Source organism: Georgenia sp. H159 (assembly GCF_035607575.1).
Classification (GTDB): Bacteria; Actinomycetota; Actinomycetes; order Actinomycetales; family Actinomycetaceae; genus Oceanitalea.
On the sequence record NZ_JAYDZY010000009.1, the window covers coordinates 37629 to 55369 of the forward strand.

The 17741-nt window shown below is 73.5% G+C and carries 16 protein-coding genes and 1 pseudogene; 7 read left to right on the forward strand and 10 right to left on the reverse strand.

What is annotated here, in order from left to right; genetic code table 11:
- Positions 1 to 6 precede the first annotated feature (6 nt).
- The gene (locus VR894_RS13770; RefSeq protein WP_324652427.1) at positions 7 to 711 is read left to right on the forward strand and encodes a pyrimidine reductase family protein; all 705 of its coding nucleotides are present in this window, start codon (positions 7 to 9) and stop codon (positions 709 to 711) included.
- Here VR894_RS13770 and VR894_RS13775 read toward each other — a convergent pair.
- The 5 genes and pseudogenes from VR894_RS13775 to VR894_RS13795 form a co-directional block, all read right to left on the reverse strand.
- Positions 693 to 1394, reverse strand: a complete 702-nt coding sequence (locus VR894_RS13775; protein WP_324652429.1) for an HAD family phosphatase — start codon at positions 1392 to 1394, stop codon at positions 693 to 695. The two genes, VR894_RS13770 and VR894_RS13775, sit on opposite strands and share 19 nt — an antisense overlap.
- Positions 1385 to 1843: a PTS glucose transporter subunit IIA gene (locus VR894_RS13780; RefSeq protein ID WP_324652431.1), complete on the reverse strand. Its 459-nt coding sequence runs from the start codon at positions 1841 to 1843 to the stop codon at positions 1385 to 1387. Before VR894_RS13780 ends, VR894_RS13775 begins: the two co-directional genes overlap by 10 nt.
- A pseudogene (locus VR894_RS13785) lies at positions 1840 to 2097 on the reverse strand (glucose PTS transporter subunit EIIB); the annotation flags it as partial. The pseudogene VR894_RS13785 and the gene VR894_RS13780, both read right to left, overlap by 4 nt.
- A 79-nt stretch (positions 2098 to 2176) precedes the next feature.
- Complete coding sequence (locus VR894_RS13790; RefSeq protein WP_416380844.1) at positions 2177 to 2428, reverse strand: PTS transporter subunit EIIB; 252 nt, start codon at positions 2426 to 2428, stop codon at positions 2177 to 2179.
- Positions 2425 to 3198: a GntR family transcriptional regulator gene (locus VR894_RS13795; protein ID WP_324652433.1), complete on the reverse strand. Its 774-nt coding sequence runs from the start codon at positions 3196 to 3198 to the stop codon at positions 2425 to 2427. The genes VR894_RS13790 and VR894_RS13795 overlap by 4 nt, the downstream gene beginning before the upstream one ends.
- Before the next feature lie 167 nt (positions 3199 to 3365).
- On the opposite strand from VR894_RS13795, the gene VR894_RS13800 reads away from it, so the two are divergent.
- A complete protein-coding gene (locus tag VR894_RS13800) occupies positions 3366 to 4877 on the forward strand; it encodes a PTS transporter subunit EIIC (protein ID WP_416380845.1) in 1512 nt (503 codons plus the stop codon).
- Positions 4878 to 4963: 86 nt separating this feature from the next.
- On the opposite strand, the gene malQ is transcribed toward VR894_RS13800, so the two are convergent.
- Entirely contained in the window at positions 4964 to 7117 is a 2154-nt protein-coding gene (gene malQ / locus VR894_RS13805; protein ID WP_324652435.1) for a 4-alpha-glucanotransferase, read from the reverse strand.
- A 267-nt stretch (positions 7118 to 7384) separates the two neighbouring features.
- Between malQ and ptsP the strand changes: the two genes are divergently transcribed.
- The 5 genes from ptsP to VR894_RS13830 all read left to right on the forward strand — a co-directional run bounded on the left by ptsP (position 7385) and on the right by VR894_RS13830 (position 13639).
- Entirely contained in the window at positions 7385 to 9082 is a 1698-nt protein-coding gene (gene ptsP, locus VR894_RS13810; RefSeq protein ID WP_324652437.1) for a phosphoenolpyruvate--protein phosphotransferase, read from the forward strand.
- Positions 9083 to 9120: 38 nt separating this feature from the next.
- Complete coding sequence (locus VR894_RS13815) at positions 9121 to 9480, forward strand: globin (protein WP_416380847.1); 360 nt, start codon at positions 9121 to 9123, stop codon at positions 9478 to 9480.
- Complete coding sequence (locus VR894_RS13820; RefSeq protein ID WP_324652441.1) at positions 9477 to 10391, forward strand: acyl-CoA thioesterase II; 915 nt, start codon at positions 9477 to 9479, stop codon at positions 10389 to 10391. Before VR894_RS13815 ends, VR894_RS13820 begins: the two co-directional genes overlap by 4 nt.
- Before the next feature lie 86 nt (positions 10392 to 10477).
- On the forward strand, positions 10478 to 11482 hold the full coding sequence (locus VR894_RS13825) for a DNA topoisomerase IB (protein ID WP_324652442.1): 1005 nt from the start codon (positions 10478 to 10480) through the stop codon (positions 11480 to 11482).
- A 63-nt stretch (positions 11483 to 11545) separates the two neighbouring features.
- Positions 11546 to 13639, forward strand: coding sequence for a glycoside hydrolase family 15 protein (locus tag VR894_RS13830; RefSeq protein WP_324652444.1), 2094 nt, complete (start codon positions 11546 to 11548; stop codon positions 13637 to 13639).
- Here VR894_RS13830 and VR894_RS13835 read toward each other — a convergent pair.
- From VR894_RS13835 to VR894_RS13850, 4 genes are all read right to left on the reverse strand, one after another.
- On the reverse strand, positions 13583 to 14635 hold the full coding sequence (locus tag VR894_RS13835) for an Ldh family oxidoreductase (protein WP_324652446.1): 1053 nt from the start codon (positions 14633 to 14635) through the stop codon (positions 13583 to 13585). The two genes, VR894_RS13830 and VR894_RS13835, sit on opposite strands and share 57 nt — an antisense overlap.
- A 49-nt stretch (positions 14636 to 14684) precedes the next feature.
- Positions 14685 to 15149 (reverse strand): thioesterase family protein, encoded by a 465-nt coding sequence (locus VR894_RS13840; RefSeq protein WP_324652448.1) that lies wholly within the window; start codon positions 15147 to 15149, stop codon positions 14685 to 14687.
- On the reverse strand, positions 15149 to 16831 hold the full coding sequence (gene ettA / locus VR894_RS13845; RefSeq protein ID WP_324652450.1) for an energy-dependent translational throttle protein EttA: 1683 nt from the start codon (positions 16829 to 16831) through the stop codon (positions 15149 to 15151). Before ettA ends, VR894_RS13840 begins: the two co-directional genes overlap by 1 nt.
- 231 nt (positions 16832 to 17062) lie before the next feature.
- Positions 17063 to 17707 carry a single-stranded DNA-binding protein gene (locus tag VR894_RS13850; RefSeq protein ID WP_324652452.1) on the reverse strand — a complete coding sequence of 215 codons (645 nt, stop codon included), beginning with the start codon at positions 17705 to 17707 and terminating at the stop codon, positions 17063 to 17065.
- Between the last annotated feature and the right edge of the window lie 34 nt (positions 17708 to 17741).

The following is a 17741-nucleotide window of genomic DNA, read 5'->3' on the forward strand; positions in this document are numbered from 1 at the left end:
AGGAGCATGCTCGGGGTCGAGGACCTTCTCGCGGCCTACGGCCGGGACCGCTCGCGCCGCTGGGTGCGGGCCAACGTCGTCGCCAGCCTGGACGGTGCGGCCACGCGCGGTGGGTTCGCCGGCCCCCTCGGGGACGCCGAGGACCAGCTCCTGCTGCGCACCCTGCGCCGGCTGGCCGACGCGGTCGTCGTCGGTGCCGGCACCGTACGCACCGAGGGCTACGGCGGTCTCGGGCTGGACGAGGCCGCCGTGGCCTGGCGCCGCTCGCAGGGCCTGAGCGACGTGCCGCCGCTCGTCATCGTGTCCTCGGCGCTCAACCTGGAGCCCGGCGCGGAGGTGTTCACCGCGCCCGGCCCACGGCCGGTCGTCGTCACCCACGGCGACGCACCGGCGCCCCGGCGCGAGCGGCTCAGCGGCGTGGCGGAGGTGGTCGTCTGCGGCGAGCACGAGGTGGAGCCGCAGCGGCTGCTCGCCGAGCTCGCGGCCCGCGGGATGTCGCAGATCCTCACCGAGGGAGGGCCGCGGCTGCTCGCCGCGCTGCTCGAGGCGGACGTCGTCGACGAGCTGTGCCTCAGCCTCGCCCCGACCCTCGAGGGCGGGGACGCCGTCCGGGTCGCCCACGGCAGCCACGCCGTCGGCCGGCGGATGCGCCTGGGGCACGTGCTCCCCGGCGAGCGGATGCTCTTCCTGCGCTACGAGCGGGACCGCTGAGGGGCGAGCGCGGTGAGGTCCGCCGTGACCGCGTCGGCACCCGCCCGGGTGAGCGCGCCGGCGCCCAGGCTGGTGGTCACCCCGACGACGAGCCCGACGCCCGCACCGCGTGCGGACGCCAGCCCGGCGAGGGAGTCCTCCGCGGCGAGGCACTCGGCGGGAGCGGCACCGAGGCGTTCGGCGCCGCGCAGGAAGGGGTCCGGCGCGGGTTTGCCGACGGGTGTGTCCTCGGCGGTCACCAGCCGGACGCCGAGGTCGGCGACGCCGAGCAGCTCCAGTGCCTGTTCCGCCCACGGGCGGAACGCGGAGGTCACGAGCGACACGGGCAGGTCCTGCTCGCGCCACCCGCGGATCGCCTCGGCGGCACCGGGCACCGCGGTGGGCGGCGCCGCGACGGGGTCGACGTGCTCGATGACCGCCTCGGTGAGTGCGACGGGGTCCTCCCCGCGCCACGGGCCGTCGATGGCGGCGAAGGACTCGTAGCCGCGGCGGCCCATGAACTGGCGGACCACGTCCTCGGGCACGTCCCAGCCGCGCGAGGCGAAGTACGCCGCGAAGGCGGCACGCTGCATGGGCTCGGAGTCCACCAGCGTGCCGTCGAGGTCGAGCAGGACCGCGGCCCCGGGCCGGCGGAGGAACGCGCCGACCCGGGACCGCAGGTCCTCGGGGGCAGTCAGCCCCACGTGAAGAGCTCGTCGCCGGCGACCACCTGCGCACCGGGCTCGACGGCGAGGGAGAGGGACTCCTCCGTCCCCTCGAGCGCGACGACGGGGCTCACCGGGGAACGGCCGCCGGTCTTCACCTCGGTGGGGTGCCAGCTGACGAGCCGCTGGCCCGCCGTGACGGTGTCCTTCTCCTGCGCGTGGAGGGTGAAGCCCTGGCCCTCGAGCTGGACGGTGTCCAGTCCGAGGTGCACGAGCACGCCCTTGCCGTCCGCGGTGACCACGACGAAGGCGTGGGGGTGCAGCTTGACGATCGTGCCGTCGACCGGGGAGACGACGTCGACCTCGCCTGCGCCGTCGGGGTCGATGGCGATCCCCGGGCCGACGATCGACCCCGCGAAGACGGGGTCGGGGACGTCGGTCATGGCGACGACGGTGCCGGCGACGGGTGCGAGGACCCGCACGCTCACCGAAGGTCCTCGATGTCCTCGACGATGTTGTCCGCCTCGGGGCCGACGACGACCTGCACGGCGCTGCCCTGCTGGACGACGCCGAAGGCCCCGGCGGCGCGCAGCCCCGCCTCGTCCACCTTGCTGGAGTCCTCGACCTCGACGCGGATACGGGTGATGCACGCCTCAAGGTCGACGATGTTCTCGTTCCCACCGAGGGCCGCGAGGATGGACTCTGCCTTGCTCATGATCTGCTCCTCATCCACGGCCGCGGCCGTGTGTCGATGACGGGCGCGCGCTGCGCCGTCGCGTAGGGAAACCTTAACTGGTCCAGACGTGCCCGGCGTGGTGACCTCACGCGTCGTCGACGTGACGCCAGGACTCCTCGCTCAGCTCGCCGAGCAGGGCGTCGAGCTCCGGGCCCACGACGACCTGGACGACGTGGCCGCGCTGGACCGACCCGTGCGCCCCCGCGGCCCGCAGGGCCCCGGCGTCGACCTGGTCGGGGTCCTCGACCTCCACCCGCAGCCGCGTGACGCAGGACTCGAGCTCGCGGATGTTGTCGATGCCGCCGAGCCCGGCCAGCATCGCGTGGATGTCCTTCACGCCAGTCCCTCCTCGGGGGTCGGTCGGTGTGCCCGCGCGCGGACAGGGTCGAGGCGGCGCCGTGACGGCACGAGGGTGGGCCCCGGCGCGCTGACGGGCACCCACAGCGAGTATCGGTCAGACCGGTAGATCGAGACGGCGTAATCGACGGCGCGGTCACCGCTGAAGGTCCGCCGCCGGATCTGCAGTCCGGCCGTGCCCGCCTCCAGCCCGAGGTGGCCGGCGACCTCCGGCTCGAGCTGGACGGCCTCGATGACGTCCTCCCCCCACGTCGGGGCGAGGCCGCGGTCGGTCAGTGCGTCGTAGACGCTGGGAGCAGGGGCGAGGTCGAGCAGGTCCGGCGCCAGGCCGGCCGGTACCCAGTTCTCCTCGACGGCCATCGGCAGGCCGTCGGCCAGGCGCAGCCTGCGGAGGTAGAACACCTCGGCACCGGGCGCGAGGTCGAGCGCGTCGGCGAGCTGCGCGGATGCCGCCGTGCGGTCCGCGGCGAGGACCCGCAGGGACGGCTCCATCCCCCGCCGTCGCATCTCCTCGGGGAAGGAGACGAGGCGCAGCTGGAGGTCGACCTTGGGCTGAGCGACGAAGGTGCCCCGGCCCTGGACCCGCTCGAGCAGCCCCTCGACCACCAGCGCGTCGACCGCCTGGCGCACCGTCATCCGGGAGACGCCGAACTGCTCGCACAGCTCGCGCTCGGAGGGGATCGCCGCCCCGACCGCGAGGCCGCCGGCGATGAGTCCGCGGAGGTGGTCACGCACGGTGAGGTACTTCACTGGCCGTCCCACCTTCCCGTCACCGGATCGTGACAAACCGCCGCGATGGCGCGCCCGCGCGGTGCTTGACACGCACGATCATATGAGGATTCAGTATGCACAACTGGTCCAGACATCCTCCACGGGACGTCCACACCGGGTCGTCCCGGGCACCGCCCGGGACAGGAATGCTCGCGACGGCACCCCCCGCCGTCGCCCTCGACGAGGAGCCTGACGTGACTGCAGCCACCGCCGGTGCCGGTTCGGCCCCGGCCAAGAAGGAAAAGAAGCCCATCCCCGGCTTCGCCCAGCTCCAGCGTGTGGGCCGGTCCCTCATGCTGCCCATCGCCTCCCTGCCCGCCGCCGGCATCCTCCTGCGCCTCGGTCAGCCCGACATGCTCGGCACCGACGGCGTCGCGGGCTGGTCGGGCATGGGCTGGATGGAGCCTGTCGCCGCGGTCCTCGGCGCCGCCGGCAACGCCCTGTTCGCCAACCTGGCGCTGCTGTTCGCCGTCGGTGTGGCGGTCGGCTTCGCCCGCAAGTCCGACGGTTCGACCGCGCTGGCGGCCGTGATCGGCTACCTCGTCCTCGTCGAGGTGCTCACCGTGCTCGCCCCCATGAGCGCCCCCTGGGGTGGCACGTTCGGAGGCGGCGCCGAGGGCGAGGAGACGATCAACTACGGCGTCCTCGGCGGCATCGTCATCGGTATCGTCGCCGCGCTCCTGTACCAGCGCTTCTACCGGATCAAGCTGCCTCCCTACCTCGCGTTCTTCGGCGGGCGGCGCTTCGTCCCGATCGTCACCGCCTTCACCGCGGTGTTCATCGCGGTGATCTTCGCCTTCATCTACCCGCTGTTCAACGCCGTCATCACCGGCTTCGGCGAGTGGGTGACCAACCCGGGCAACTCGGTCCTCGGCGGGTTCGTCTTCGGTACCGTCAACCGGCTGCTCATCCCGTTCGGGCTGCACCACCTGCTGAACAACCTGCCGTGGTTCCAGTTCGGTGAGTACGAGATCCCGGGGACCGACGAGGTCGCCCGAGGCGACATCTTCCGCTTCCTCGCGGGCGACGAGACCGCGGGCATCTTCATGACGGGCTTCTTCCCGATCATGATGTTCGCCCTGCCGGCCGCCGCGCTGGCGATCTGGCACACCGCCAAGCCCTCCCGCCGCAAGGTCACCGGCGGCATCATGGTGTCGGTCGCCCTCACGGCGTTCCTCACCGGTATCACCGAGCCGCTCGAGTTCGCGTTCGCCTACGTGGCGTTCCCGCTGTACGTGGTGCACGCGCTGCTCACGGGCTCGTCCCTGGCGATCGTCAACGCGCTCGACATCCGCAGTGGGTTCACCTTCTCCGCCGGTGCGATCGACTACCTGCTCAACTTCCGCATCGCGGAGCAGCCGCTGATGATCATCGTCATCGGGCTCGTCTACGCGGTCATCTACTACTTCCTGTTCCGCTTCATCATCACCAAGTTCAACCTCAAGACCCCGGGTCGTGAGGACGACGGCGAGGACGGCGCCTCCGGGCCGTCGATCTTCGACGAGGCACAGGAGGCGGCCGCCGTCTCCACCGGCAAGCGTGCCGCCGAGGACGAGGCGGGCGACGCCGCGAGGGAGCCGGGCAAGGCCCTCCCCGAGGAGGCGCGCGACAAGCGCGACACCGGCACCGTGCTCCCCGAGTCACGGCGCGACCGCTAGCAGCACCCTCCGCGGACCACCGCGGGCACGCCAGGGGCCCGGCACCAGCAGGTGCCGGGCCCCTCCGCGTCCCAGCCGAACCGGGGTCAGTGGTGGTCGGCGAGCTCCTGACGGACCACGCGGACCAGCGAGCGCAGCCGCGCGACGCCGGGCAGGTCCTCGACGAGCACGACGTTCTCCGAGCCGTCGGCCAGCGGCAGCTTCCAGTTCGGGTACTCGGTGTCGGTGCCCGGCTGGTTCTGCGCCCGCCGCTCCCCCACCGCGTCGACGAGCGCCACGCCGATGAGCCGCGAGGGCGTGCGCGTGACGTAGGCGTGCAGCGCCTCGACCAGCTGACGCTCCGTGGGGCTGTCCGGCAGCAGGTCGTACTCCCGCAGGCGGCCGACCATCCGCTCGCGCTCCCGGCGGGCCGCGGCGCGCACGATGGGTGCGGGCTCGGTGAGCACGCCCAGCCGCTCCCGCAGGTCGACGTGCTCCTCGGCGAGGTACCCCGCCGTCGGTGGGAGGTCGTGGGTGTTGACGGTGGCCAGGACGAGCTCGCGGTACCGCTCCGGGCGCAGGGGGGCCTCGCCGTCCTCCTTCTCGAACCAGAGGACGGAGGTGCCCAGCACGCCGCGCTCGGCGAGGTAGTCGCGCACCCACGGCTCGACGGTGCCGAGGTCCTCGCCGATGACGACGGCGCCCACGCGCTGGGCCTCGAGGAGCAGCACGCCGACCATCGCCTCGTGGTCGTAGCGCACGTAGGTGCCCTCGCCCGCACCGTGGCCGTCGGGGATCCACCAGAGCCGGAAGAGACCCAGGATGTGGTCCACCCGCAGCGCGCCGGCGTGACGCAGCACCGTCCGCAGCATGTCGCGGAAGGGGGCGTAGCCGGCGCGGGCCAGCGCATCGGGGCGCATCGGGGGCTGGGACCAGTTCTGGCCCTGCTGGTTGTACATGTCCGGCGGGGCGCCGACACCGATGCCGCGTGCCAGGACCTCGCTCATGCTCCACGCGTCGGCACCGCTCGGGTGCACCCCGACGGCGAGGTCGTGCATGATCCCGATCGCCATCCCGGCCTCGCGGGCCGTGCGCTGCGCCTCGGCGAGCTGGGTGTCGGCCACCCACTGGAGCCACACGTAGTAGTCGACGCGGTCCGCCAGCTCGACCCGCGCGCGGTAGACGGCCGGGGAGGACAGGTCGTCGAGCTCCGCCGGCCAGTCACCGCCGTCGTACTTCTCCACGAGCGCGCACCACAGCGCGAAGTCCTCCAGGCCCTGTCCCTGCTCGGCCCGGAACGCGTCGAGCTGCCGCTGGCGCGCCGGTGAGCGGCCTGCCGCGTAGATGACCTCGAGCGCCTGGCTCTTGGCCGACCACGCGGCGTCGCGGTCGATCGGGCTCGGGTCGCCGGCCGCGGGGCGCACGTCCTCGGCGGCCCACTCCACCAGCGCCCGCTGCGGGCCCGGGAGGTAGGCCGCCTCGCGGATGTCCTCCGGGCGCACGTAGAGCGGGTTGACGAAGCGCCGGGTCACCGGCAGGTACGGCGACGGCGTCATCGGCCCGACCGGCTCGGCCGCGTGCAGCGGGTTGATGAGGAGGAAGTCGGCGCCCTCGGTCCCGAAGAAGCTGACGAGCTCGGTGAGGTCGGCGAGGTCGCCCACGCCCCACGACGTCCGCGAGCGCACGGAGTAGAGCTGGGCCATCACTCCCCACGCCCGGTCCGGGACGTGGGCGGGCGCCGTCAGTGCGTCGGGCGTGACGGCCAGGGTGCAGCGTGCGGCGTCCTGCCCCTCGACGACGGCGACGATCTCGTGCCAGCCCAGCGGCAGGTCCGCCGGGACCGCGAAGGTCGCCTGCCCGGTGCGGACCCCGTCGACGTCGCGCGGGTCGACCCACACGGGCAGCTGCTCGAGCTCGCGCCGTCCACCGTCCTCGAGGGACACGTGGACGCTGACGGCTGCGCCGTCGGGGAGGTGGACGGGCAGCCGCTGCTCCCGGCCCTGGCGGACGACGACGCTGGGCGGCAGGACCGAGCGCCAGGGTGCGAGCTCGACGGCGGCGAGCGCCGCGGCCACGTCCTCCTCCGCCTCGACCACGACGCCGAGCGCGGCGAGGACGCCGCGGATCGTGGAGGCGGGGACGGTGCGGTGCTCACCCGTGTAGTCCCAGAAGTCGGTCGCCACGCCGTACGCTGCCGCCAGCCGCTGGAGGTCCTCGCTCGGCAGGTCGGTGACCTGCGCCGGCGACGGTGTCGTGTTCACGTGCTCAGCTGCTCCTCGGGCTTGGCGTCTCGGCTGCCTGAGGCATCCGGTCCTTCCGCGTGATCTTGCCAGACAGAGCGGGGATCCCGCGTCCCGGCCGCGCCCGCTCCAGCGGCGCGGACGATATGGTCGAGGCGGCGGGCCGGCTGGACAGCAGGTGCACCCACGCACCCCGAGCACCCGGGTCGTCGGGACGGCCGGGCACGAGCACCCTGGGCGAGGGCGCACAATAGGACAGCATGGCACCACGTGACGGGAGCACCCACCTTGAGCACTGAGCACGCCAACCGCACCAACGTCCGGGGCATCGGTGTGAGCCCGGGACGCGCCGCCGGACCGGTGGCCCAGCTCGCGGGGGCCATCGACCCACCCCCACAGGGTGAACGGCTCGCCGAGGACGCGGACGTCGAGGCGGCGGCCGAGTCGATCGCCACCCACGCCGCCGCGGTCGCGGACCAGCTCAACACGCTCGCGGAGTCCGCCGAGGGGGAGGCCGCCGAGATCCTCACGACGACCGCGCAGATGGCCGCCGACCCGACGCTCGTCAAGGCGGCCCAGGCCAAGGTGCGCGATCAGCGCACGAGCCCGGCGCTCGCCGTCTGGGAGGCCGCGGACGCCGTCGCCGAGCAGCTCGGCTCGCTGGGCGGCTACATGGCCGAGCGTGCCCGCGACGTGCGGGACGTGCGCGACCGGGTCGTCGCCAGCCTCCAGGACCTGCCCATGCCGGGCATCCCGCAGCGTGAGGAGCCCTTCGTGCTCGTCGCGCTCGACCTCGCGCCGGCGGACACCGCCCTGCTGGACCCCGCCAAGGTGCGGGCCATCGTCACCACCGAGGGCGGGCCGACGTCCCACACGGCGATCCTCGCCCGCTCCCTCGGAATCCCGGCTGTCGTCGGGGCCTCCGGCGCGGTCGAGGTCCTCGAGGAGGGCCGGATGGTCCTCGTCGACGGCGCGGCCGGCACCGCCGTGCTCGACCCGACCCCCGAGGAGGTCACCGCGGCCGAGGCGCTCGCCGCGCAGGTCCGCACCTTCGACGGCCACGGCCGCACGAGCGACGGCAAGCACATCCAGCTGCTCGCGAACGTCGGCGAGCCGGCGGGCGCCGGCAAGGCCGCGGAGGCCGGCGCGGAGGGCGTGGGCCTGTTCCGCACCGAGTTCTGCTTCCTCGACCGTGCCGAGGAGCCGAGCATCGCCGAGCAGGTCAAGGAGTACCGCCGCGTGCTCGCGGCCTTCCCGGGGAAGAAGGTCGTCGTCCGCACGCTCGACGCGGGCGCCGACAAGCCGATGCCCTTCCTCACCGACACCGCCGAGCCGAACCCCTCGCTGGGTGTGCGGGGACTGCGCACCTCGTGGCGCAACCCCAAGATCCTGGACAACCAGCTGACCGCCATCGCCGAGGCGGCCGCGGCGGAGAGCGCCGACGTGTGGGTCATGGCGCCGATGGTCGCCACCGTGGCGGAGACCGAGGAGTTCGTCGCCGCCTGCGCCAAGCACGGCCTGAACACCGCCGGCGTCATGGTCGAGGTGCCCAGCGCCGCACTCATGTCGGGCCCGATCCTCGCGCGCGCGGCCTTCGCCTCCATCGGCACCAACGACCTCACCCAGTACACGATGGCCGCCGACCGGCTGCTCGGCTCGCTCGCGTCCCTCTCCGACGCCTTCCACCCCGCCGTCCTGCGGATGGTCGAGGAGACGTGCCGCGGTGGCGACCAGCAGAGCCGGCCCGTGGGCGTGTGCGGGGAGGCGGCGGCGGACCCCGCCATCGCCGTCGTCCTCGTCGGCCTGGGCGTCTCGTCGCTGTCGATGTCCCCGCGCTCGCTCGCCGACGTCGCGGCGGTCCTCGCGGCGACCAGCCTCCAGCGCTGCCAGGAGCTCGCCCGGCTCGCCCTCGGTGCCGAGTCCGCGGAGCAGGCCAGGGCGCTCGTGCGCGGCCAGCTGCCGGTCCTCGACGAGCTCGGCCTGTGAGCGCCCGCCCCACCGACGCCGTCACCGCCTACCAGGCCATGGGCGGCCGCGCGACCTTCGAGCGCCTCGTCCGCCGCTTCTACCAGGGCGTGCGCACCGACGACGTGCTGGCACCGATGTACCCCGAGGAGGACTTCGACGGCGCCACCGAGCGGCTGACGATGTTCCTCGAGCAGTACTGGGGTGGCCCGACGACGTACTCCGAGACGCGTGGGCACCCTCGGCTGCGGATGCGGCACATGCCCTACGCGGTCACGCCGCTGGCCCGTGACCGCTGGCTGCAGCACATGCGCGACGGCGTCGACGAGCTCGGCCTGCCCGCGGACCTGGAGACGATGCTGTGGGACTACCTCCAGCGGGCGGCGTACTCGATGGTCAACACGATGGAGGCGCCGTGAGCACGACCGACGCCCCGAGCGTGCCCGACGCCGGCGAGCCGACCGAGGCGCTCAGCTCGGTGCTCGACCTCCTGCGCCTGGAGCGGACCGGGCACGACACGTGCACGGGCACCTCGATGGACCACCTCAGCGGACGGGTGTACGGCGGGCAGGTGCTCGCCCAGTCCATCGTGGCGGCCGCGCAGACGGTGGCCGACGCCGGGCTGCCCGCCGAGCGGCTCCCCCACTCCGTCCACGGGTACTTCCTGCGCCCGGGGAAGCTCGACCGGCCCATCACCTTCGAGGTCGAGCGCCTGCGTGACGGCGGGTCCTTCAGTGCCCGGCGCACCCACGCCATCCAGGACGGCAAGCCGATCCTGGCGATGACGACCTCCTTCCAGGAGGACCAGCCGGGCCTCGACCACGCCGACCAGCCGCCGGAGGTCCCCGGCCCCGAGGGGCTGGAGAGCTCCGCGGACCTCTTCGCGCGCTACGACCACCCGGCCGCCCGGTTCTTCTCCCGCACGGGTGCCTTCGACATGCGGCACGTCGAGGGGTCCATCTACGTGCCGCGCGGCCGCTCCCCGCTCAGCCGGCAGGCCCTGTGGATGCGCTCCCGTGGCCGCATCGAGGGTGACCAGCTGCTGCACCGCGCGCTGCTGGCCTACGCCTGCGACCAGGTGATGCTCGAGCCCGTGCTCCGTCGGCACGAGCTCGTGTGGACGTCCCCCGGCCTGTCGGTGGCGAGCCTGGACCACGCCATGTGGTGGCACCGCGACGTCCGGGCGGACGAGTGGCTGCTCTACGTCCAGGACGCTCCCAGCGCCCAGGGCGGCCGCGGCCTGGGGCTGGCGAAGGTCTACGACCAGGCCGGCACCCTCGTGGCGTCCCTCGCCCAGGAGGGCATGATCCGGGTCCACGAGGAGCACTGAGAACCGCCTCACACCGGCTGCCCCCGCAGCGGTCCTGACGCGCGGGATCCGCGAGCAGACCCGAGACTGTGCCCCGTGAGGGAAGCATGGTGAGGCTGCGCAAGGTGAGCGTCGAGTCCCCCGGCCTGAGCCGCCGTCGTGCGGGGCGGGGGTACGTCTTCCTCGACGCGGACGGGCGGCGCGTCACCGACCCCGAGGTGATCGACCGGTGCAAGGCGCTGGTCATCCCACCGGCGTGGCGCGAGGTGTGGATCTGCCCGGACCCCGCCGGGCACATCCAGGCCGTGGGGATCGACGACGCGGGCCGGCGCCAGTACCTCTACCACGAGGTGTGGCGCCAGCGCCGCGAGCGAGCCAAGTACCGCCACGTGCTCGACGTCGCCTCCCGGCTGCCCGACGCCCGCGAGCAGGTGCTCGAGCACCTCTCCGACCGTCGGCTCACCCGCGAACGCGCGCTGGCCGTCGCCTTCCGGCTGCTCGACCGCGGCGCGTTCCGGATCGGCGGCGAGACCTACGCCGCCCGGCACGAGACCTACGGTCTGGCCACCCTGCGCAAGGACCACCTGCGGATCCGGGGCGACGGCACGCTGACCTTCGAGTACCGGGCCAAGTCGGGCCTGCCCCGCTTCCTCGAGCTGCGCGACGAGGACCTCACCGTCCCGCTCACCACGCTGCGGCGGCGGCGCGGGGGTGGCGTGGAGCTGCTCGCCTACCGGAACGGCCGCGGCTGGGTGGACCTGTCGACCGCGGACATCAACGCCTACATCAAGGACCTGCTCGGCCCCGACGCCAGCGCGAAGGACTTCCGCACCTGGCGGGGGACGGTGCTCGCGGCGGTGAGCCTCGCGCGGGCGGAGGACGTCACGACGGTGCGCAGGCGCCAGGCCGCGGTGCGCGAGGCCGTCAAGCGGGTGGCGCAGGACCTGGGCAACACCCCGGCGGTCAGCCGCGCCTCGTACATCGACCCGCAGGTCATCGACGCCTTCGAGCGCGGGCAGACGATCCCGCCGACGGCACAGGCACCGGGGGAGGTCCGGGTCCGCACCGGACTGGCACCGGCCGAGCAGGCGGTCCTCGACCTGCTCTCCTGAGCGCGCCGCGCCGTAAGGTGGACCGGTGGACCAGCACGGCCCGTGGACCGGTGAGGAGCGCCGATGACGCGCGCGCTCCTCGCCACGCTCACGACCGCCGCCCTCGCCGTCGGCGCGGCCGCCGGGGTGCCCACCCCCGGGCCGACGGACCGCACGGCGACCGCGGAGCCGGCCACCTACGAGGCGCAGGCCGTCCACTCCCACGCGAACTTCTCCATCCGGGCGGACGGCCACGCGGGCGCCCAGTCCTTCGTCACCGACGACGACGAGCTGCACACCGTGGGCGCGTGGGTGGTCAGCCAGTCGGCGAGCGGTCAGGTCACCGCCTCGGTGCGCACCGAGCTGGAGGACCCGACGACGGAGATCGCCTCCGCCGTCGTCGATATCGGCGCCCGCGGCGGGACCGGCCTCGGGTGGCTGGAGTTCGACCTCGACGGCGTCGCGGTGGTCCCGGGCGAGGAGTACGTCCTCGTCCTTCAGGCCCACGGGACCGACGGCGCCGTCCAGTGGTGGGGCAGCAGGTCCGCTGTCGAGGGAGCCCTGCCGAGCTGGAACCACGACCGCGACCACTGGGGTGGCTGGGTGGAGTACGGGCGGGGCGCGGCGGCCCGGTTCGCCGACTGGCACCTCGCCTTCTACGTCAACGACGCGCGCGGCGTGAGCAGCTGCGCGGCCGACAACACCTGCTGGCGGGAGGTGACGCCCGCCCAGCTCGGTGTCCAGCCTGCCGGGATCCTCGGCACGCCCGGCCGGCCGTACGCACTGTCCGGCTTCGAGACCGTCGGAGCCCGGTTCGTCCCCGGCTCGAGCGTGCTGGAGCTCGCGAGCGGTCGCCTGCTCCACCTGCCCGCCGGGGCGGAGCGACCCGTCGTCGTCGGCGCGGACGATCCCGGGGCGGCCGCCCAGGTCGAGGAGAGCCGCCGGTGGCTCGCCTCCGGCCGGGTCCCCGGGCGCACGCAGGACGAGCGGGAGATGGCCGCCCGCGCGCTGCTGGACCTGCGGCTGCTGCTGCAGGACAACGGCAGCGTCGCGGCCGCGTGGCACTCGATCTGGCGGTACTCGTGGCCGCGGGACTCGGCGTTCACCGCGGTCGCCTTCGCCCGCGCCGGCTTCCTCGAGGAGGCCTACCGGATTCTGCGCTTCACCGCGGGCACGCAGCGCGCGGACGGCACCTGGGAGGCGCGCACCCTGCTGGACGGCTCCGGTCCCCCGGACAGCCGGCCGTGGCAGCTGGACGCCAACGGCTGGTTCCCGTGGGCCACCTGGCAGTACCTCCAGGTGGCCCCGGACGAGCAGCGGGCGGCCGCCCTCGACGAGCTCTACCCCACCGTCCGCGCCGCCGCCGACTTCGCCGCCGCGAGCCTGGACGAGAACGGGCTGCCACCGGCGCGGCCGGACTACTGGGAGAGCTCCTACCCGGCGACGAACCTCGGCACCGTGGCACCGCTGTTGGCGGGACTGCGCTCGGCCGGTGCGATCGCCGAGGCTGCGGGTGAGGACGACGACGCGGCGCGGTGGTTCTCCGCCGCCGCGCACCTCCAGCGGGGCATCGACATGTCCTTCGGGTCGATCGGCTACCAGCGCACCGTCGTCCGCGGCAGCGGCAAGGACTCCGCCGTGGCGTGGCTGGCGCCGCCGTTCAACCCCGCGGACAGGGGCGTCCGCACCGAGCTCGACATCACGTGGGACGCTCTCGTCCAGGACACCGGCGGTGTCCAGCCCGGGGAGCGGTGGGGCGACGCCATGACGTGGACGCCCGAGACGATGTTCTTCGCCCTCGCGTGGGCCAACGGCGGGCAGGAGGCCAGGGCGACGGCGCTGGTGGACTGGCTGGACGAGCACCGCACCGAGGTCGGGGCCTTCCCGGAGAAGGTCGACCCCGCCGGGCAGCCGGCGGCCGTCGCCACCCTGGGGTGGACGGCCTCGCTCACGGTGCTGACCCTGGCCTCGGTCGACGAGCCGATGCCGGTGCCTCCGCGCGGTCCGACGGTGGACGACGGCGGCGCGGGCGAGGACGCGGCCACGGTGGGCGCCGCCGGCGGCGCGCCGCCCCCTGCGGGGACGCTCAGCCCTGAGGGGACGTGGTTCGCGCTCGCCGGCCTACTGGCCCTGGGCGCCGCCGTCCTCGGTGCCCTGCGCCGGCGGCGCGCCGGCTGACGTCAGCGCCTCCCACGTCGCGCGGCGGACGGGAAGCCCGTGCGCGAGGTTCTCGGCGCGGGTGCGGAAGGTCCCCTCACCGGGGTACCGCAGCTCGCTGCCGTCGGCGCCCGGCGCCTGCTTGAGCGCGGCGACGATGCCGTCGACCATCTGCTCACGCTCCCCCGGGGCACCGACGGCGTCGGGGTCGACGGCCAGGAAGAACTGGGTCTGACCGCTCTCCCGGGCAGGGTCCTGGCCGAGCTCGTGCGTCGCCCGCCCGCCGGAGAGCATCGCCGCCCACGCGTCGAGCACGACGGCGAGCGCGAAGCCCTTCCACCGGCCGATCGCCGCGCCGTGCCCACCGCCGACGACGTCCGCGGCGACGTCGGTGAGCTCACCGGCCGCGGTGAAGCCGCCCGGCACCGGCAGCCGCTCACCACGCTGGGCGTAGCCGGTCATGACCCCGACGGAGAACTGGCTCAGCGCCATGTCGAGCACGAGCGGCCCGGCGGAGCGGGGCAGGGCGACGACGAGCGGGTTGTTCCCGACGGCGGGCGGCTCGCCCGCCGCGGACGTGTTGGGCAGCGTGTTGGACCAGCACAGGGCGAGCAGGCCGGCGTCGGCGGCCTGCCAGCCGTAGGAGCCGCCCCGCATCCAGTGGTTGGTGTTCCCCAGGGACACCGCGCCCACGCCGTGCTCACGCGCCAGGGCCATCGCCCGGTCCATCGCGGACCAGGCGTTGAGGTTCCCGGGCCCGCGGCACCCGTCCCACCGTTCGATGGCTCCACCGCCCGAGACGCGCCTCGGCCGCGCGGTGACGTCGACCAGCCCGTCCGCGACGGCGCGCGCGAACGTGGGGAAGCGTTCCATCCCGTGGGAGTACACCCCGTCGCGGGTCGCCTCGACGAACAGGCGGGCGCACAGGTCGCCGCGGTCACCGGTGATCCCGAGACGCTCGGTGGCGCTCCGGACCACGGTGTAGGCCTCGTCGAACGGGATGCGGGTGCTCGCCATCTCCTGCTCCTTGATCTCGTGCGCCGACCCGGCGGGTGGCGCCGGCCCCTCAGCGGGACAGGTTGCGGCGGAAGCTCACCGGGGCCTCGACGAGCTCGCTCCAGGCGGCGCGCTCCTCGTCGGTGATCCGGCGCGGGCGCCCGGTCACCGGGTCGACGAGGACGAGCGTCGTCATCGCTCGGACCGCGACGCCGTCGGGGCCGGGGACCTCGTAGCACACGTCGATGCTCGCCCCGCCCATGCGGGCGAGCCACATCTCCACCTGGAGGGGTGCCGTCGAGTACGCGAGCGGCGCGGCGTACTCGATCTCCTGGTGGGCGATGAACGTCGCCGTGTCGGCGCCGTCACCGGCGGCCAGGATCCTGCCGCCGGTGACGCCGTCGTCGTCGGGACCCGCCCAGAACGCGGCGATGCGCGCCTCCTCGAGGAGGGTGAGCATCGCGGCGTTGTTGACGTGCCCGTAGCCGTCGATGTCCGACCAGCGGAGCTTGACGGGGACGGTCAGCCGGGCCATCAGTCGCGGGTGAGCTTGCGGTAGGTCATCCGGTGCGGGCGAGCCGCGTCGGGACCGAGCCGCTCGACCTTGTTCTCCTCGTAGGAGGCGAAGTTCCCCTCGAACCAGTACCACTGGGACGGGTTCTCCTCGGTGCCCTCCCAGGCCAGGATGTGGGTCGCCACGCGGTCGAGGAACCAGCGGTCGTGGGAGACGACGACGGCGCAGCCCGGGAAGTTGAGCAGCGCGTTCTCCAGCGAGCCGAGGGTCTCGACGTCGAGGTCGTTGGTGGGCTCGTCCAGCAGCAGCAGGTTCCCGCCCTGCTTGAGGGTCAGCGCGAGGTTGAGACGGTTGCGCTCACCACCGGACAGGACCCCAGCCGGCTTCTGCTGGTCGGGGCCCTTGAAGCCGAACTGGGAGACGTAGGCCCGCGAGGGGATCTCCACGTTGCCGACCTGGATGAAGTCCAGTCCCTCGGAGACGACCTCCCACAGGGTCTTCTTCGGGTCGAGCCCACCGCGGCTCTGGTCGACGTAGGAGATCTTGACCGTCTCACCGATCTTGAGCTCGCCGTCGTCGAGGGGCTCGAGGCCGACGATCGTCTTGAACAGCGTCGTCTTGCCGACACCGTTGGGGCCGATGACGCCGACGATGCCGTTGGGTGGCAGCGAGAAGGACAGCCCGTCGATGAGCGTGCGCCCGTCGAACCCCTTCTCCAGGTCCTTGGCCTCGATGACGACCGAGCCCAGGCGCGGGCCGGGCGGGATCTGGATCTCCTCGAAGTCGAGCTTGCGCGTGCGCTCGGCCTCCGCGGCCATCTCCTCGTAGCGCGCGAGGCGTGCCTTGGACTTGGCCTGGCGGCCCTTGGCGCTCGAGCGCACCCACTCGAGCTCGTCCTTGAGGCGCTTCTGCAGCTTGGCGTCCTTCTTGCCCTGCACCTGCAGGCGGGCCGACTTCTTCTCCAGGTAGGTGGAGTAGTTGCCCTCGTAGGGGTAGAGGCGGCCGCGGTCCACCTCGGCGATCCACTCGGCGACGTGGTCGAGGAAGTACCGGTCGTGGGTGATGGCGATGACGGCGCCGGCGTACTTGGCCAGGTGCTGCTCGAGCCACTGCACCGACTCGGCGTCGAGGTGGTTGGTGGGCTCGTCGAGGAGCAGCAGGTCCGGCGCCTCGAGGAGCAGCTTGCACAGCGCGACGCGGCGGCGCTCACCACCGGAGAGCACGCTGACGTCGGCGTCCGGCGGGGGCAGGCGCAGCGCGTCCATCGCCTGCTCGAGCTGGGAGTCGAGGTCCCACGCGTTGGCCGCGTCGATCTCGGTCTGCAGCGTTCCCATCTCGGCCATCAGCGCGTCGAAGTCGGCGTCCGGGTTGGCCATCTCCTCGCCGATGGCGTTGAAGCGGTCGAGCTTGCCCTTGATGCCGGCGACGCCCTCCTGGACGTTCTCCAGCACGGTCTTGGTCTCGTCCAGCGGCGGCTCCTGCAGGAGGATGCCGACGGTGTAGCCGGGGCTCAGCCGCGCCTCGCCGTTCGAGGGCTGCTCCAGGCCCGCCATGATCTTGAGGATCGTCGACTTGCCGGCCCCGTTCGGGCCGACCATGCCGATCTTGGCGCCGGGCAGGAAGGCCATGGTGACGTCGTCGAGGATGACCTTGTCGCCGTGCGCCTTGCGTGCCTTGACCATCGAGTAGATGTACTCGGCCACAACTCTCCCAAGTGCTCGAGGGTGCCGCCGGGTGCCCGGCCGCTTGCGTCCTCCAGGGTAGGTCACGCGCGCGGCGTCCGTCGCCGGTGCCCCTTCGCTCGCGGCGATCGCGGGGTCACGGTGGGGGCTGGCAGTCCGTCCGGGACGGCGTCTCGGCGCAGCACGGCTGGCCGCTGTACCTCCAGCGCTACCTCAGCGCGACGGCGTCCTGAGCTCCCCGCCCGCGGCGGCTCAGGTGGTCACCACCTTCTCCCACGACCTGGGGTCGACCGGGTCGGGAGCGAGCTGCGGGTCGGCCACGGCGTCGGAACCGCCGGCGTCCTCCTCGGGCTCGAGGCCGTCCTCGTCCGGCGCGTCCGCCTCCGCCAGGCCGGTCTCCCGCCGCGCCTGGCCGTGCCCGCCCTGCCCGGTGCCCGCCGGGTCCGCCTCGGCGGGCGCCCGGCGCAGCACCTTGGCGTAGGTGACCAGGCCGTACTTGACGTCCACGCCGATGGCCGTGGCGGTGATGACGTTGGTGTGGTGGCGCCGCTCGCCCGAGTCCCACTCCTCGGAGCTGAGGAAGCCCTGGACGATGACGGGCATGCCCCGCCTGATCGACTGGATGACGGCCGCACCGCCCGCCCCCCACGTCTTGACGGTGAACCACTCCGTCCCGGTCTCCCGCCACTCCCCCGTCGCCGTGTCCCGGTAGCCGCGGGTGGAGCCGAGGCGGAACTTCGTCATCTGCCTGTCGTTACCGGTGACGAGGACGTCGGGGTCGGTCCCGACCCTCCCCCGCACGGTGATCTGGTTGCTGTCGCTCATCTCGCACGTCCCTTGCTCGACGCCGGCGGGGTGCCGGCGGTCGAGCACGACGATGCCGGTCCGCACCGTCATGCGTCGGCGCCGCCCGGCAGGACTGTGGAGAGGT